The sequence below is a fragment of the Campylobacter majalis genome (genome assembly GCF_905120465.1).
In the GTDB taxonomy this organism is placed as follows: domain Bacteria; phylum Campylobacterota; class Campylobacteria; order Campylobacterales; family Campylobacteraceae; genus Campylobacter_A; species Campylobacter_A majalis.
Genome location: NZ_CAJHOF010000013.1, coordinates 1 through 17,202, shown reverse-complemented (window position 1 = coordinate 17,202; position 17,202 = coordinate 1). Strand labels below are relative to the sequence as shown.

The following is a 17,202-nucleotide window of genomic DNA, read 5'->3' as shown; positions in this document are numbered from 1 at the left end:
AAAGGAAATTTATGGCAAAAGATTCAAACGGAACTGAACTAAATGCTGGTGATAGTGTTATTTTAATCAAAGATTTAAAAGTCAAAGGTGCTGGTGCAACATTAAAGCGTGGGACAATGGTAAAAAATATAAAATTAACCAATAAAGATACAGAAATAGAAGGCAAGATAGATAAAATGGGTGTTATTGTGTTAAAAACTGAGTTTTTGAAAAAAGCCTAACGTTAGATAAAGCAAGAATTTAAACAATCTTGCTTTATCTATTTATCTTGATAAAATTTCCAGCAAAATCAAACCTAAATGTAAGTAAATTTTGAAGCATTCCAAAAAGTATCATAAAAGTCACAAAGCTACTTCCGCCATAACTATAAAATGGTAGTGGCACACCAACAACTGGTGCATACCCAATCGTCATGGAAACATTTACGCCAACGTAGATAAAAATTAATACAGCGATACCTGTGGTCATAACCTGCGTAAAAAAGTCGTTTTTCAGTATGTAGTTTAGCGTAAGAAGATGTAAAATAAGTAACCCATACAAACTAAATACCGCAACTGCACCATAAAAACCAAATCTCTCAATTGTGTAAGCAAATATAAAATCGCTTGTTGCTATTGGTAAAAATTTAAAATGTGTTTGTGTGGCTTCATCTTTTGCCTTGCCGCTCATTCCACCACTTCCAATTGCAATAATGCTTTGACGAACGTGATAACTTGGTTTTTCTGAGATAAAGTCAGTTATGCGTTTTTTTTGGTAATCATGTAAATTCTCATATAGTATTGGAGCACAAAGTCCTATGCTTACAAATATACAAATCCATATTTTTTTATTTACTCCTATTACAAAAAGAACAGCATATCCAACAAGCAAAAGCACGAGTGCCGTGCCTAAATCTGGCTCTTTGGCGATTAGAAAAAATGGCAAAAGTATATAAAAACTCAGTTTTAAAAAGTCTTTTAGATTGTAGCCATTTTCGCTTGGTGGATTTTTTTTAATTAAATACGCAAGCATTAATAAAAATGCTGGTTTCATAATCTCAGAAGGCTGGAGCGTAAAATGAACGAATGGAATTTCAAGCCATCTTTTTGCACCAAGTTTGCTAATCCCAAAAAACTCAACACTTAAAAGCAAGACTATATTAAACCAATAAAATATCGGTATAAACCATTCAAGTCGCCTTAATGGGATAAAGAAAAATAGGCAAAACAAAGCAAATCCAATACCAAAATACACTATTTGTTTTGAAGCAAGTGTTGCATTTACTTCTGATACCAAAAAATATGATAAAGCAATGATTGGAATTATTAAAAGTATTTGAAAAAAGTCAAAATGTGTTACAATACGCCTATCAAATCTTATCAAAATTAAGCCTTAGTAATTTTTGATAGATGATAGCACAAAAAGGTAAAAAATTGGTTGAATTTATTGCAGAAAATGAAGCAAGATTGGACGTTGCAGTATCTGAAATGCTTAAAATTTCAAGAAATCAAGCAAATGTCATGATAAAAAACTCACTTGTAAAAGTAAATGAAAATTTAATTACAAAGCCATCATTTAAGATTTTTATAAATAATAAAATATGTATTAAACCTGCTTTAAAACAAGAAATTTCAAATAGATATGAGGTTGATTTTGATGTTGATGTAATATACGAAGACGATGATATATTGGTGTTAAATAAGCCACCACATGTCATAACTCATCCAGCAAATAGTGTAAAACAAGCTACTTTAGTAGAGTGGCTAAATGAACGTGGATATATGCTATCAAATTTAAACGGAGACATTAGAGCGGGTATTGTGCATAGGCTTGATAAGCAAACAAGTGGAGCAATAATCATTGCTAAAACAAACATCGCTCACGCAGCATTATCAAAGCAGCTTAGTGACAAAAGCATGGGAAGAATTTATCTAGCACTTACAGATATTAATATCAAAGAGCCATGTGTAGTAAATAGAGCAATCGGCAGAAATCCAAATAATAGGCTAAAAAATGCCGTTATTAAAGGCGGACGAGAGGCAAAATCAGCGTTTATAAGCTTGATTAGCGATAGTGGTATAAATTTAATCGCTTGTAAGCTATTTACTGGCAGAACTCATCAAATAAGAGTGCATTTATCAAGCATAAATAGGCATATATTAGGCGATGATTTATACGGATTTAAGAGCGAAAATGATAAAATTAATCGAGTTATGCTTCATGCTTATATTTTGTATTTTAAGCATCCAATTAGTGGCAAATATATGCAGTTTGAAGCGGATATTTTTGATGATTTTAAAGAGATAGTCTTTAAAAAAATCGACAAGGAGATATTTTATGAAAAAATTAAAAGTGAGTTTGTTTGCGGTAGTTTTAGCGACACTGATAGCTGGTTGCAGCTCACATAGTGTTCCAACGCAGCAAAGTAGCTCATTGCCGGTTATTACGAGTTTAAAAACTATAAGCGATATGACAGAAGTTGGCTTTGAATGGCTTCCGGTAAATGATGAAAATGTAATTGGATACGAACTATACAGAAAAGATAATAAAACTGGTAAATTTAAAGCCGTCGCACAGATAAAAGATAGATTTACAACTCACCATGTTGATAGTGGATTAGAGCCTGAGACCACGTATGTATATCAGCTAAGAACATACTCTAAAGAGCACATTTCAGATAGTGGAGAAAGCGTGAGTGTGATGACAAGACCACTTTATGCTTCGGTGCCATTTATTCAAGCTATTGCAGGACTTCCTGGAAGGGTTAAGCTAATATGGCGACCGCACCCTGATACAAGTGTAGTAAGCTACATAATCAAAAGAGCAGATGTTGGTAGTGAAAAATTCTCACAAATTGCACATGTAAAAGGTAGGCTAAATGCAGAATATATCGACACTAGTGTAAAACATGGCAAGGGATATTTGTATGCTGTGTTTGTTGTAAATGGCTCTGGTGTTGTTTCAAAGTCCAGTGAGATTGTCAAGGCTGTTACAAAGGAGTTACCCTAAAGGAGTAACAAATTTAAATGCAACTCAAGGTGAGCCTAAAAAAATAGTTATAAGTTGGCAGCCATCTATAACTAGCGACGTGGTTTATTATAATGTGTATCGTTCGGCTAGTAAATTTTTGCCATATGCGTATCTTGCAAAGACAAATGAAACAAGCTTTGAAGATTTAATTAATTCAAATGGTGTTACAAGATATTACAAGGTCACGGCTGTTGATATAGATGAGCTTGAAAGCCTAAGACAAGATGAGCCGGTAGTTGGCTCGACGCTAGATGCTCCATTGTCACCTGAGATAACGGCATTGTATGATGGGGGTGGTATAAATGTGAGCTGGAGCAGTGTGGCACGTGCAAAATCATATACATTAACTAGAAGTGGTGGCGATAAAGAGATGGTTTTTAGTGGGCTAAATTCTAATAGCTACTATGATAGCGATATACAACTTGGCACAAAATACAGCTATAAGATTGTGGCAGTGGATGAATATGGCATAGAGTCAAAGCCAAAAAATATCAATATAAGCACAAAATAATGCCAAATTTTATAGCTAAAAGTATAAAATCAAAATCATATCCATTTGGGCGTGATGATGTTAAGTTTTTGTGGGAAGTTTGCGGTAGAAATGAGAAGCTCATATATACACAGTGTGAGAACGAGAGCTTTTTGCTTACGCTAAAGCCAAAGCAAGATTTTGTAGTGCTAAAAGGCGAGAAACTTAGCAAACCAGCAAGAACAAGTTTATTGCAAAAAGCACTTTGTGTGTATCGCGACGAAAATGCAAATGAGATTGTAAGCGAAGCCATGGCTTATAAACCAACAAAAGTAATTAAAAAATCAGAATTAATTACGGATATTGATAAATTTACAGTGGAGTTTAATACTCTTGTTGGGGTTTATGATGAGATTTTTATAGAGATTGGTTTTGGTTCTGGTAGGCACTTGTTATATCAAGCTAAAAATAATAAAAATACCTTAGTAATTGGCATAGAAGTATATAAGCCAAGCATAGAGCAAGTCGCTAAACTTGCTATGTTAAACGATTTAAAAAATATTAGATTAATTAATACAGATGCAAGATTGCTTTTAGGTCTTATTAACTCAAATGTAATTGATAAAATTTTCCTTCATTTTCCGGTGCCTTGGGATAAAGCACCACATAGAAGAGTGGTTAGTGAAAGTTTTGCTTTGGAGTGCGAAAGAGTGCTAAAAGAGGGTGGCAGTTTTGAGCTTAGAACGGATAGCAAAGAGTATGCTGAGTATTGTGTGTCAAATTTTTTAAATTTATCAAACTCAAAAATATTTTTGAAAAAAAATGAAAATCTTGAAATTTCAAGCAAATATGAAGATAGATGGAAGCGACAAGAAAAAGATATTTATGACATGCAGTATAAGTGCGAAATTTCAAGCCCTAAGCGTGAAATCAAAGATGATATGAAATTTCACAATAGTTATGATATGGTTAAAATTTTAACTAATTTTAAAAATGAAACTATAAAAGATAGCGATTATTTTGTGCATTTTGAAGATATTTACTCAAGCAATGAGAGAATTTTAATCAAACTTGCCTTTGGTGCCTTTGCTAGACCAGAGCACTGTTTTATCAAGATAGAAAATCAAAAATGTGAGTATTTTGCCAAGAAGCCGCTTTTGACTTTTGAGAACTTAAAGGCACATAAAAAAGTGCAGGAGTGTTTAGACATATGCAAAATATAATAAGTGCTAGAAATTTAACCCTAGCATATGAGCATGAAGAAGTGATAATTAAAAATGCAAATGTTGATATAAAAACGAATGATTTTGTGTTTATAACAGGTAAAAGCGGAAGTGGTAAATCAACTCTTTTAAAGTCGTTTTACGCAGAAATTTCGCCACGTGCTGGTGAGCTAAATGTCTGCTTAACATCGCTAAATAATATAGGCAAAAGCGACTTAAATAAGCTTCGTCAAAGAATAGGCATAATATTTCAAAATTATCGCTTGATAAATGAGTGGAGTGTCGAGAAAAATGTAATGTTGCCTTTGATTATTAAGGGTGTATCGTATAGTGTATGCAAAAAACAAGCAGCAAAGCTTTTAAAACATGTCAATATGCTACATAAAGCACATAAATATCCACTTGAGTTAAGCGGTGGAGAGCAGCAAAGAGTAGCTATGGCTAGAGCGTTAGCACACAATCCAAATTTATTATTATGCGATGAACCAACAGGAAATTTAGATGAGTATTCAAGCGATGTTATATGGTCTTTACTGATGTCTGCTAGAGAGTATTTGGGGACTTCCATTGTGGTTGTTACGCACCATATACCGCTAAATTTACGCATACCATATAGACATTTTCATATTGAAGAAGGAAGCATAAATGAGATCGTTTAAAAATCACTTTAGCTTTTTTCTAGCTCTTAGTGCTATACTTTTTGCTGTTGCGTTTTTTATGCTTTCTAGCAAGGTAGTAAAAGAGTATGAAAAACTGATGAATAATGATTATAACATCATCATAGTCGCAACAAAAGAGTTAAACGAAAATGCCATAAAACCAGCCGTTCCAACACTAATGAGTATGCAAATAATGAGTTCTGATAAAATTATAAATCGATTAAATAACGATATTTCAGCTAAAAATTTATCGATCCTGCAAAATAGTTTGCCAAAATTTTATACGTTGAAATTAAACGCATTGCCAAGCAGTGAGTATATGAAAGAGCTAAGGAATAAACTTATTAAAATAGATGGAGTTAATAAGGTTGAAACATTTGCAAGAACGCACGATAAAGTATATAGGAGTTTAAAGCTATCAAAAGCAATATCGCAGATTTTTATGTTTATAGTTGGTTTTATCGGTCTTTTGTTGATGGCAAAACAGGTTGATGTGTGGATCTATGAACATCAAGAGAGAATTGACATAATGCGACTTTTTGGTGCTGGTTTTTGGTTAAAAAGTGCAGTGCTTTATAAAAGTGGTTTTTTTGCTAGTGTTTTTTCTACGGCTTTTGTTTGTGTTGTGTTTTATCTATTGCCTACTTTTGGATTTGCAAATACTTTAAAAGAGCAGATAAGTATAGTTTTGCCAACAATTTCTATTGATGAAATTTTGAGTTTATTTGCTATTTCATTTTTACTTAGCATTTTAGTTGTAAGTATAGTTATGAAAAAGGTATAAATGACGTGAAAAAACTTATTGTTTTGCTTGTTAGCGTTGTTTTGCTAACGGCTGCTGGTTCAAATACTAAAAAAAAGATCGAAAGCAACAAAAACTCACTTCGCTCAGCAGAACAGCTATCAAAGCAATTAAACAAAAAGCTTGAAGATTTGGCTACCGATATATTACAAAGTGAAAAAAAACTAAAAACAATAGCCAGTGACATAGGCAAGACAAAGGAGCAAATAAAATCATTAGAAAGCAATGCAACTGCCACAAATAAGGAGTTAGAAGATTTAAATTCTCAAAACAAAGATCTAGTTAGAATGCAAAAAGAGATAGAGCAAAATATAGTAAGAATAATTGCAGAAGAATTTTCGCTAGATTTGTTGCTTGAAGGTGATGGATTTGCTGAGAGTGATGAGAGTATAGTTTCATCAGCAGTTCTTACAAAACTAAATGATGTGTTAAAAGATGACTTGAAAAAAATGTCAAAAGAGTATGAAAGCACATCAAATTTAATCAAAGAAAAATCAAGTCGAATAGAGAAGATCCAAACTCGCATAAATGAGCATAAAAAGAAGCAAAATGAGCTAATATCATTACAAGATAGTCAAAAAAGAACAATAAGCGATTTAAAGCGCGACAAGGAAATTTATACAAAAAAATTAGCAAAACTACAATCTCAGCAAGACGAATTAAGAAAAACATTGCAAGATTTGGCAATTTTAGCAAAACAAGAGGATGAAGCATCTAAAAAAGCCGCCGCTGCAAAAGCACAAGCCAATACCAAAAATGCAAAAAACACACAGCAACCTAGCTCACAAGGCATTCGCCAAGTCGGTTCTAGCTACCAAAGTAGCTCTGTTAAGAAATACACTGGTGCCAAAACCATCGCACCTCTTGATAGTTTTGTTGTAAAGCAAAAATTTGGCAACTACACAGACCCTATTTATAATATTAAAATTTTTAATGAATCCGTTGTTCTTCGCTCCAAGACCCCTGATGCGAAAGTCAAATCAGTTTTAAACGGCAAAGTTGTGTTTGCCAAACAAACACAGTTGCTAGAAAAGGTGGTAATTATAGAAAACGATAATGGCATACACACCATATATGCACATTTAAGTCAAATTGCACCTACTATCAAAGTTGGCACGAGAGTTCAAAAAGGTTACGTTATAGGCAGAGTAAGAGATGATTTGACATTTGAAGTAACTCAGAAAAATTTTCACATCGATCCACTAGAGCTAATTAGCATGAAATAGGGCATGAAAATGCGTTATTATCTTAATTTAATGACATTTTAGATACAATTGGCAAATTTTTAAGGAGAAACTATGGGGAAAAAGAAGCGAGTATTGGTAAAATTTTCAGGTGAGGCACTTGCTGGAGAGAGTGGTTTTGGCATAGATAACTCCATACTTAAATACATTGCAGGTGAGATAAAAGAACTGGTTTGCAATGAATTTGAGGTTGGCATAGTTATAGGTGGTGGCAATATTATACGTGGCGTTAGTGCTGCAAGAGATGGTATTATAAAACGAACAAGTGGCGATCATATGGGTATGCTATCAACTGTGATAAACTCAATTGCCATGAGAGAGGCTTTGGAGCATTTGGGTGTTAGTGTTAGAGTTCAAAGTGCCATCAAAATGGAAGCGATATGTGAGACATTTATCATGGGTAGAGCTCAACGTCATTTAGAAAAAGGTCGTGTTGTTATATTTGCGGCAGGAACAGGCAATCCATTCTTCACAACTGATACGGCAGCTACTTTGCGTGCTATTGAAATTGAGGCAGATGTTATTATAAAAGCAACTAAAGTCGATGGTGTCTATGACAAAGATCCAAAAAAATATAATGATGCAGTATTGCTACCAGAGCTAACATACAAGCAAGGGCTAGATGATCGCATAAAAGTTATGGATGATACATCTATTGCTTTAGCACAGGATAATAAACTTCCAATAATCGTTTGCAATATGTTTAAGCAAGGCAATCTTTTAAAGATTGTAAATGATGATGAAGATGCAGTATATTCAATAGTAAAATAAAAGGATTAAAATGAGAACAGAACAAATTACAGCAAGAGCGTTAAAACAAGTCGGAGATGATAGATATAAGCTATCATTAGTAGTTGCAAAACGTGCTGAAGCTATCGCAAACGGTGCTGAAATTTTAGTAAGCATAGGCACACAAAAACTAAAACCAGCAGACATAGCATTGCTAGAAGTAGCAGAAGGTAAAATCGGACTTGACGCAATTGTTGAAGAAAAATAATTTATTTTTAGAGCAGCTCTTAGAAGAAATTGTAGCTTGTAAGAATGTAACTGGAGCAAAAGAGCTACTTTTGTCACTTTATCAACTAACTCCAAGCATAGATAAGGCGATAGATATGTGTATCTCATCTCATGCTGGACAATATCGTAAAAGTGGTGAGCCGTATGCTGTGCATCCTATACATGTTGCTTGTATAGTGGCATATATGGGTGGAGATGAGAGCATGGTAGCTGCTGCACTTTTGCATGATGTAGTAGAAGACACCGCAGCCACTCATGAAGATATTGAGCGTGAGTTTGGCGATGAGGTGGCAAATTTAGTTGAAGGACTGACAAAAATTGTAACTATAAGAGAAGATAATCTTGTTAGTTCAAGCTCAAATGAAAAATTAGCCAACTCTGCTCTTAGCTTTCGTAAAATGCTTCTTGCTTCTATTGAAGACATAAGGGCTTTGGTGGTTAAATTATGCGATAGACTACATAACATGATGACGCTTGATGCCTTAAAGCCCGAAAAGCAAAAGCGAATCGCAGAAGAAACTCTCATGGTTTATGCGCCTATAGCACATAGACTTGGAATTTCTAGTATTAAAAATATATTGGAAGATTTGAGTTTTAAGTATGTTATGCCAGATGAATATGCTAGAATAGATGGTTATTTAAACGAACACAAACAACAACTTGCACTTAAAATCAATGAATTTTACGATAAAGTTCTTCAAATTTTACTCAAAAATGGCTTTCGAGAGGGTAGTTTTGAGATGCAAAAACGCATCAAGCATCACTACTCTGTGTTTTTAAAAATGCAAAGAAAAGGCTTTAGCATTGAAGAGGTGCTTGATTTATTAGCAGTTAGGATTATAGTTGATAAGCCACTTGATTGCTATTTGGCACTTGGAAATTTGCACATGAACTTTAATCCTATAATCTCACGCTTTAAAGACTATATCGCACTTCCTAAACAAAACGGATATCAGACGATACACACAACTATATTTGATAATAAAAGTATATTTGAGGTGCAAATCCGCACATATGATATGCACAAAACCGCTGAGTTTGGAGTGGCAGCACATTGGAAATACAAAGATGGCAGTATGCTAAATCCAAAACTAGAGTGGCTAAATGATATAGGTATGCAAAATGAGGCTGAAAATACACCAGAGGAACTATATGAGTATGCAAAAGATAGTCTTTATACAGAAGATATCGCTGTGTATTCACCAAAGGGTGGTATATTTACATTGCCACGTGGTGCGACAGTTTTGGATTATGCGTATGAGGTGCATTCTGAAATAGGACTATATGCAAAAGATGCGTATGTAAATCGTGTGCATGTGCCACTTTTGACTGAGCTTAAAAATGGAGATGTGGTTCGCATAGTAACAGGGGATGAGCCAAGATATCGCTGTTCGTGGATAAACAGCGTAAAAACTGGTAAAGCAAGAGCAAATATTAGAGCATTGTGTAAGCAAAAAATAAGAGATATAAATTGTAAAGTTGCTATTGAAATTTTACACTCTGTGTTTGACACATCGCGTGCTAGGATACGAAAATGGATAGAAATAGAAAATTTAAGCAAGAAAATTTATCGCATTGCAACTGATTCTGTATTTTTGCAAGATGTAGTTAATATGCTTAAAAAACATGTCAAAAAAGAGAAAGCTTTTATATTAAGCATAGGCAATAAATATGCCATAAGAAAGCAAAAATTTGAAAATATCGTAATTTACTCAAATTATAAAATTTCAAATGTTGAGTTTGATTATTGCTGTAATGCAAAGCGCGGCGATGACATTGTTGGCTTTAGAAATGGTGGCAATGTGCTTGTGCATAATAAACTCTGCGATAGAGCAAATAAAATGATTAAAGACAAGCAAGAGATGATTTTTGTAAAATGGACTAGAAATGCACCACATCGATACAAAATCATACTAAATCTTGAAAATCGCAAGGGTTCTTTGGCTGAATTTTTAACATATATTGCTAGACTTGGCGTAAATGTCGCAAGTATAAATTTAAACGAAAGTGGCGACGTGACAGGAGATTTGTTTGTAGTTAGTGTCGAGATTGGTGAAAATGTAGGTGTTGAAAATGTCAGAGCAAGACTTAAAGATAGATTTAAAATAATTGATTTCGTATCGCAAGATGATGCATATAATTAAGGAGAAAAGATGATTAATTTGGCTGAAATTTTAGATGAGATAAAGCGCGGAGTGGCTGAAATAATTGATTTTGACAGAATTGAGATTTTAGTTAAAAATTTCTATGAAAAAGGGGAGAATTTTTACGTAAAAGCAGGTTTTGATCCAACAGCTCCTGATTTACATTTAGGACATACTGTTGTTTTAAATAAGATGGCTTTACTTCAAAAACATGGTGCTATAGTGCAGTTTTTAATAGGTGATTTTACTGGACAAATAGGCGATCCAAGTGGAAAATCAGCTACTAGAAAAAAGCTAGATAAGGAGCAGGTTGCAAAAAATGCAAAAACTTATGAAGAGCAAGTTTTTAAAATTTTAGACAAAGATAAAACAAATGTTATGTTTAATTCTGTTTGGCTTAATGAGCTTGGTGCAGCTGGAATGGTTGAGCTTACTAGCACTTTTGCTGTTGCTAGGATGCTTGAAAGAGATGATTTTGAAAAACGCTATAAGGCTGGAAATTCAATTTCAATAAGCGAGTTTATGTATCCACTGCTTCAAGGTTATGATAGTGTTGCGATGAGATGCGATATCGAAATGGGTGGAACAGATCAGAAATTTAACCTTTTAATGGGTAGGACATTACAACGAACTTATAATGTCGGAAAAGAGCAAGCTGTTATCATGATGCCGCTTCTTGAAGGGCTTGATGGCGTAAATAAGATGAGTAAAAGTTTAGGCAATTATATCGGCGTGACGGATAGTGCAAATGACATGTTTGCCAAGACCTTAAGTATCTCAGACGATCTTATGTGGAGATGGTATGAGCTTTTAAGCACAAAAAGTCTGAGTGAAATTTCAGCCTTAAAACAGGCAGTCAAAGCCGGTAATTATCATCCTAAAAAAGCCAAAGAAGATCTAGCATTAGAAATTACTTCTAGATATCATGGTGATGTGACTGCACTAAATGCAAAGGCTGAATTTGATAGCGTTCATGCTAAAAACGAACTACCATCAGATATGCCAGAATACGAAATAAATGCACCTATTTGGATAGTTGAGGCTTTGGTTAAGTGTGGCTTAAGCCCTTCAAATTCTCAAGCGCGACGTGATATCGCCGCAAATTCTGTAAGCATAAATCAAGAAAAATCAAAAGATGAGCAGTTAAAATTACAGTCTGGAGAATACGTGCTTCAAGTTGGCAAGAGAAAATTTGCAAAATTAAAGGTCTTATAATGGAACTAAAATCAGTAAAAATCGGCAAATATGAGATAAAGTATCCTATATTTCAGGGCGGAATGGGACTTGGCATTAGTTGGGATAAACTAGCTGGAAATGTCAGCCTAAATGGCGGACTTGGCATAATAAGCTCTGTTGGAACGGGATATTATGAGCAAAGAGCACATATTGATAAAGAGCTAAATGCAAAGCCTTTTGGAAGCGAGAATTTTTATTCAACAAGAGGTTTAAAAGCCGTGATTGAAAATGCCAGAAAAATTTGTGGAGACTTGCCGCTTGGTGTAAATATTATGTATGCGGCAAACGAATACGCAAGAGTCGTAAAAGATGCTTGTGAGGCTGGGATAAACATTATAGTTTCTGGCGCTGGTTTGCCGACAAATTTACCAGAATTTACACAAAACTTTAAGGATGTAGCCTTAGTTCCTATTGTAAGCTCGGCAAAGGCACTTAAGATAATTTGTAAGCGATGGAGCCAGAGATATGATAGATTGCCAGATGCTGTAGTGCTTGAGGGGCCGCTTAGTGGTGGTCATCAAGGCTTTACATATGAGCAGTGCATTGATCCTGAGTATCAGTTAGAAAATTTAATTAAACCAGTTAAAGATGAAATAGCTCAGTGGGGGAATTTCCCTCTTTTTGTCGCTGGTGGCATATGGGATAGGGCTGATATTGATAAGGTGATGGCACTTGGTGCCGATGGAGTGCAGATGGGGACAAGATTTATTGGAACTCACGAGTGTGATGCTGCTGATGGCTTTAAAGAGGTTTTGTTAAATGCTAAACAATCAGACATAGAGCTACTTAAAAGCCCAGTTGGATATCCGGCACGTGGCATACGAACACAATTAATTAATTTAGTAGATAAACGACAAGGTCCAAAAATACAATGCATTAGCAACTGCGTAAGTCCATGCGGTCGTGGCAAAGAGGCAAAAATGGTTGGGTATTGTATAGCTGATAGACTTTTTGATGCGTATAGTGGCAAAAAAGAGAGTGGATTGTTTTTTACTGGTGCAAATGGTTATAAATTAAAAGAGATAATAAGTGTAAAAGAGCTATTTAATAAACTAATACAAGGCGAGTAATGAGAAAAATTTTGGCAATTTGCTTGTTGCTATTTAGCGCGGTTGGTGTGCTGTATGCAAAATCGCCGTATCTTGTTTCTGCTACAAAAGGCGATAATGCCTTAGTGCTTAAATTTAATCAATCAATAAGTAGTGCAGATGCCAAGATTTCTACATTAAACGAAAAGCCAAATTATAGAAATTTCATTGACATAAAAGGCATTATAAATGGCAAAGCAATTAAAATTGTAAATTTTATGAATGCCGATGAGATAGTTATAGCACAAAATAATCCAAGCACAATTAGAATAGTATTTAAAAGCAAATTTCAAAGAACACTAAAGGCTAAATTTCAAGAAAATAACATTATTTTAACTCTTGATAATTTTTTGGCAAATGAAAATATAGGCAAAGACTTACATACAAATACTAATACTAAAACAACACAAAACAAAGCAACAAAGCAACAAAGCAAACCACAAACAAATACCGCTCAATCAAAACAAACACAGGCCACAACATCCAGTAAAGGCATATCAAAAGTTGGCAAAACTATAGTTATTGATCCTGGTCATGGTGGCAAAGATCCTGGTGCAGTCAGTGGCAAATTGCAAGAAAAAGTAGCCGTTTTGCAGATATCTAAAAAGCTAGGAGATGAGCTTAAGAAGCGTGGGTATAAAGTGCATTTTACAAGACAAACAGATAAGTTTATAAATTTACGTGATCGCACCAAAATGGCAAATGACAAAAATGCTGATTTATTTATATCTCTACACGCAAACGCCGCTCCAAACGCACAAAAAGCTAAAAGCATGAGAGGAATTGAGACGTTTTTTTTATCGCCTGCACGTTCGGAGCGTAGCAAAAATGCCGCCGCACTAGAAAATAAATCAGATATTGAAGAGATGAATTTTTTCTCAAAACAGACATTTTTAAATTTCTTAAATCGCGAAAAGATTATTGCTTCAAATAAATTAGGCATTGACATACACTCAAATATGCTTAAAAATATTAAAGCTAGAAATTTTAGTGTGACTGATGGTGGTGTTAGAGAGGCACCATTTTGGGTGCTTGTAGGGGCTTTGATGCCAGCTGTTTTGATAGAGATAGGCTATATCACTCATCCAATTGAAGGTGAGTTAATGTTTAATAACAGCTATCAAAACGCACTAGCACAAGGCATAGCAAATGGAGTTGATGATTATTTTGTCAAAAATAGATGAAAAACGCAATAGTAGATTTTAAGCAAAATATCGCATTTAGCACGGAATTTGATGATATTTATTTTAACACACACAAGCCGTGGGAAGAGAGCGAGTATGTTTTTGTTAGAGGCATAGATGAGATATGGCACACAAAAGATAGCTTTGTGGTTGCAGAGGCTGGATTTGGTGCTGGACTTAACTTTTTAACGCTTTGTAATCGCTTTAAAAATAGCGACAAAAAACTACATTATGTAAGTATTGAAGCGTATCCTATTAACATAGATGATTTACGTCAGATATATGCCAGACTTGGTATTTATAAGGCGTTAAGCAAGAAGTTATTTAGTGTTTATCCGTCGCTTGTTTCTGGCATACATCGTATAGAATTTATGCCAAATGTTACGCTTGATTTGTGTTTTGGCGATATATCGCACATGCTTGATGAGCTTGATTTTAAGGCTGATTTGTGGTTTATGGATGGGTTTGCCCCTAGCAAAAATGAAGCCATGTGGAGCGAAGATGTATTTAAAAAAATCGCTAGTTTAAGCAGGGTTGGCACGATTTTGCGGACGTATTCATGTGCTAAAATAGTTAGGCAAAATTTACCAAATGCTGGATTTAAGCTAGAGCTACGTAAAGGTTACGGCAAAAAGCGTGAGATGAGTCATGCTGTGCTTGAGAAAGAAAATTTTACCACAAAAGACATATGGTATCAACGACAAAGATATAAAGATATAAAAGATGTGCTTGTTATAGGTGGTGGTGTGGCTGGACTTGCATGTGCTTATGAGCTTAAAAGGGCAGGGCTAAGCGTAACAATAGCGGAAAAAAGAGCCGATATAGCTTTAAATGGTTCAGGAAATCATTGCGGAATACTTATGCCACTAATTACTAAACCTGATGTAAATCTTGGCAAGATGCATTTAAACGCATTTTTACAAGCGGTTAGAACGTATAAAAATGTGATGAGCAAGAAAGAGATAAGCTTTGACGGTGTGAGCGAATATGCCTTTAATGAAATGACGCTTTTAAGAATGTTATCGCACGGAAAAAATGAAATTTTTAACTTAGATTTAGATGCAAAACCATATCCAAAAGCAAATATTTTTCTTGGTGCAACAGCTAGACCACGCAAGATGTGCAAGCATTTAGCAAGTGATTTAAACGTATTGCTAAATCATGAATACAAAAGCCACAGGCATCTAAAAAATGGCAAAATAAGTGTAAGATTTCAAAATAAAACGATTATCAAGACTGACGCACTTATATTTGCCACAGGAAGTGAGAGTGTGGATATTTTTAAAACGTTGCCAATTAGTTTTGTTAGAGGGCAGGTGACGCATATAAGACCCGCTATTGACAATTTGCAACCAATTAGTAGTGAGGGATACATCACTCCTGCTAGAGATAATATCCAAGTAATTGGTGCTACATATGCAAGAAATGAGTATGATGACAATCAAAGAGCCTTAGATGATATTGAAAATTTAAATAATATCAAGCAATTTATTGATACAAATAAAGCCGAGATAATCGGATATAAAGTTGGTTATAGAAGCTATTCAAGCGATAGGTTTCCTATAATATCAGCATTTCATGACGATGAGTATTACAAGCAAAATTACAAGAATTTATTTTGGACAAAGAAAAAGAGTGACAATGTCGCACCAAAATATCATAAAAATGTTTTTTTAAACATCGCACATGGTTCTCGTGGTTTATGTACTGCAGTTTTAGGGGCTAAAATTTTGGCTGATTTGATTTTAAATCGTCCGCTTTGTATCGAAAAAAGCTTGTTTAACGAGCTTCACTCAGCTAGATTTTTGATAAGAAAATTAAAAAAAGCTTTAAAATAACAAAATATTTTTTGTTGAAATTTGATAAATAAGGATAAAATTTGCATAGAGTATTAAGTATTCAAGATATCTCGTGCGTTGGCAAATGTTCTCTTACGGTCGCACTTCCTGTGATTAGTGCGTTAGGGATTGAGTGCGTGATAATGCCGACTGCTGTGCTATCAACTCATACTGGTTTTAATAATTTTACCTTTTGTGATTTAACTGATGAGATAGATAAAATTTCATCTGTTTGGCAAAAAGAAAGTATTAGCTTTAGCGGTATTTGCACAGGTTTTTTAGGTAGCTTTAGACAGCTTGAATTGGTGGCTGGTTTGTTTGATAAATTTGGCGATGGTCTTATATTGGTAGATCCTTGTATGGGGGACAATGGTAAGCTTTATTCTGTATTTGATGAGAATTTTGCTGCTGCTATGGCTGGACTTTGCAAACATGCAGATGTTATTACTCCAAATTTGACCGAAGCTTGCTATCTTACAAAAACACCTTATCCGTATATGGGGTATGATGAGTTTTTTATAGATGAGCTTTTGCATAAATTAGCAAGTTTGGGCGTAAAAAAGATAGTTTTAAAAGGCATTAGCTATAGTGATGATGAATGTAGTGTGATAAGCTACGATGTCAAAACAGAATGCAAAAATACATATACTCACGAACTTTTACCGCATAAGGTTAGTGGAACTGGAGATATGTTTGCTGCGATTGTTTTTTCTCTTTTGGTTCGTGGATTTGATATTGATTTTGCTGTAAAAACCGCAGCTGATTTTATAGTGATTTGTATTAAAACAACTCTTAATAGAGAAAATAGATCTTGGTATGGAGTGGATTTTGAGTCAAATTTGTCTATTTTGACACAAATTTAGATAATTTTTTATATTTAAGCTAAATTTTATTGACAAAACAAATCTTTTTATATATAATTCAATTTCTTTTTTACGTATTCCGGATTAGCTCAGCGGTAGAGTAGTCGGCTGTTAACCGATTGGTCGCTGGTTCGAATCCAGCATCCGGAGCCATTTTTGTATTTCCCATAGATATCTAATAAAACTAAGTTTATAACTGTTATTTTTTTGTGTTGCACGATATCAAACTTCAAAGTTGGCAATGTTGTCATAGCAGATATAAAACACCGCATAAATGAGACATTTTTAAAGATAAAATATGCTAATAAAATTTTACAAACCAAATCATTTGTGTGTTTATAAATATTAAAAACCAATACATTTTTCACCATCTTTTATAAATTTTTTCTAAATCTAATGTTATAATAAGCAAAAAACCAACAGGGC

The 17,202-nt window shown here is 34.3% G+C and carries 16 protein-coding genes, 1 tRNA gene and 1 pseudogene; 17 read left to right on the top strand and 1 reads right to left on the bottom strand.

Annotated features, from left to right (window positions below):
* Positions 1–11 precede the first annotated feature (11 nt).
* Positions 12–221, top strand: coding sequence for an alkylphosphonate utilization protein (locus tag LQU93_RS06970; RefSeq protein ID WP_229933166.1), 210 nt, complete (start codon positions 12–14; stop codon positions 219–221).
* A gap of 34 nt (positions 222–255) precedes the next feature.
* Here LQU93_RS06970 and LQU93_RS06965 read toward each other — a convergent pair whose 3' ends face one another.
* Positions 256–1,362: an FtsW/RodA/SpoVE family cell cycle protein gene (locus tag LQU93_RS06965; RefSeq protein WP_229933165.1), complete on the bottom strand. Its 1,107-nt coding sequence runs from the start codon at positions 1,360–1,362 to the stop codon at positions 256–258.
* 50 nt (positions 1,363–1,412) lie between these two features.
* Here LQU93_RS06965 and LQU93_RS06960 point away from each other — a divergent pair, with 50 nt between their 5' ends.
* The 16 genes and pseudogenes from LQU93_RS06960 to LQU93_RS06885 all read left to right on the top strand — a co-directional run bounded on the left by LQU93_RS06960 (position 1,413) and on the right by LQU93_RS06885 (position 16,929).
* On the top strand, positions 1,413–2,387 hold the full coding sequence (locus LQU93_RS06960; protein WP_229933164.1) for an RluA family pseudouridine synthase: 975 nt from the start codon (positions 1,413–1,415) through the stop codon (positions 2,385–2,387).
* Positions 2,317–2,988: a fibronectin type III domain-containing protein gene (locus LQU93_RS06955; RefSeq protein WP_229933163.1), complete on the top strand. Its 672-nt coding sequence runs from the start codon at positions 2,317–2,319 to the stop codon at positions 2,986–2,988. Before LQU93_RS06960 ends, LQU93_RS06955 begins: the two co-directional genes overlap by 71 nt.
* The gene (locus tag LQU93_RS06950) at positions 2,936–3,520 is read left to right on the top strand and encodes a fibronectin type III domain-containing protein (protein WP_229933162.1); all 585 of its coding nucleotides are present in this window, start codon (positions 2,936–2,938) and stop codon (positions 3,518–3,520) included. The genes LQU93_RS06955 and LQU93_RS06950 overlap by 53 nt, the downstream gene beginning before the upstream one ends.
* The gene (trmB, locus tag LQU93_RS06945; RefSeq protein WP_229933161.1) at positions 3,520–4,701 is read left to right on the top strand and encodes a tRNA (guanosine(46)-N7)-methyltransferase TrmB; all 1,182 of its coding nucleotides are present in this window, start codon (positions 3,520–3,522) and stop codon (positions 4,699–4,701) included. The genes LQU93_RS06950 and trmB overlap by 1 nt, the downstream gene beginning before the upstream one ends.
* On the top strand, positions 4,689–5,360 hold the full coding sequence (locus LQU93_RS06940; RefSeq protein WP_229933160.1) for a cell division ATP-binding protein FtsE: 672 nt from the start codon (positions 4,689–4,691) through the stop codon (positions 5,358–5,360). The genes trmB and LQU93_RS06940 overlap by 13 nt, the downstream gene beginning before the upstream one ends.
* Positions 5,347–6,144, top strand: a complete 798-nt coding sequence (locus LQU93_RS06935) for a cell division FtsX domain-containing protein (protein ID WP_229933159.1) — start codon at positions 5,347–5,349, stop codon at positions 6,142–6,144. The genes LQU93_RS06940 and LQU93_RS06935 overlap by 14 nt, the downstream gene beginning before the upstream one ends.
* 5 nt (positions 6,145–6,149) lie before the next feature.
* Entirely contained in the window at positions 6,150–7,388 is a 1,239-nt protein-coding gene (locus tag LQU93_RS06930; RefSeq protein ID WP_229933158.1) for a murein hydrolase activator EnvC family protein, read from the top strand.
* A gap of 72 nt (positions 7,389–7,460) precedes the next feature.
* Positions 7,461–8,177: a UMP kinase gene (pyrH, locus tag LQU93_RS06925; RefSeq protein ID WP_229933157.1), complete on the top strand. Its 717-nt coding sequence runs from the start codon at positions 7,461–7,463 to the stop codon at positions 8,175–8,177.
* 10 nt (positions 8,178–8,187) lie between these two features.
* Positions 8,188–8,403, top strand: a complete 216-nt coding sequence (locus LQU93_RS06920) for a DNA-directed RNA polymerase subunit omega (RefSeq protein WP_229933156.1) — start codon at positions 8,188–8,190, stop codon at positions 8,401–8,403.
* Complete coding sequence (locus tag LQU93_RS06915) at positions 8,390–10,567, top strand: RelA/SpoT family protein (protein ID WP_229933155.1); 2,178 nt, start codon at positions 8,390–8,392, stop codon at positions 10,565–10,567. The genes LQU93_RS06920 and LQU93_RS06915 overlap by 14 nt, the downstream gene beginning before the upstream one ends.
* A gap of 9 nt (positions 10,568–10,576) precedes the next feature.
* Positions 10,577–11,782 carry a tyrosine--tRNA ligase gene (gene tyrS, locus LQU93_RS06910; protein ID WP_418884071.1) on the top strand — a complete coding sequence of 402 codons (1,206 nt, stop codon included), beginning with the start codon at positions 10,577–10,579 and terminating at the stop codon, positions 11,780–11,782.
* Positions 11,782–12,873: a nitronate monooxygenase gene (locus tag LQU93_RS06905; RefSeq protein ID WP_229933154.1), complete on the top strand. Its 1,092-nt coding sequence runs from the start codon at positions 11,782–11,784 to the stop codon at positions 12,871–12,873. Before tyrS ends, LQU93_RS06905 begins: the two co-directional genes overlap by 1 nt.
* Before the next feature lie 293 nt (positions 12,874–13,166).
* Positions 13,167–14,075 (top strand): annotated as a pseudogene (locus tag LQU93_RS06900) (N-acetylmuramoyl-L-alanine amidase family protein); the annotation flags it as partial.
* A complete protein-coding gene (gene mnmC, locus LQU93_RS06895) occupies positions 14,072–15,913 on the top strand; it encodes a bifunctional tRNA (5-methylaminomethyl-2-thiouridine)(34)-methyltransferase MnmC2/FAD-dependent 5-carboxymethylaminomethyl-2-thiouridine(34) oxidoreductase MnmC1 (RefSeq protein ID WP_229933152.1) in 1,842 nt (613 codons plus the stop codon). The pseudogene LQU93_RS06900 and the gene mnmC, both read left to right, overlap by 4 nt.
* A 41-nt stretch (positions 15,914–15,954) precedes the next feature.
* Positions 15,955–16,776: a pyridoxamine kinase gene (locus tag LQU93_RS06890; protein WP_229933151.1), complete on the top strand. Its 822-nt coding sequence runs from the start codon at positions 15,955–15,957 to the stop codon at positions 16,774–16,776.
* A 78-nt stretch (positions 16,777–16,854) separates the two neighbouring features.
* Positions 16,855–16,929: transfer RNA gene (locus LQU93_RS06885), tRNA-Asn, on the top strand.
* Positions 16,930–17,202 lie beyond the last annotated feature (273 nt).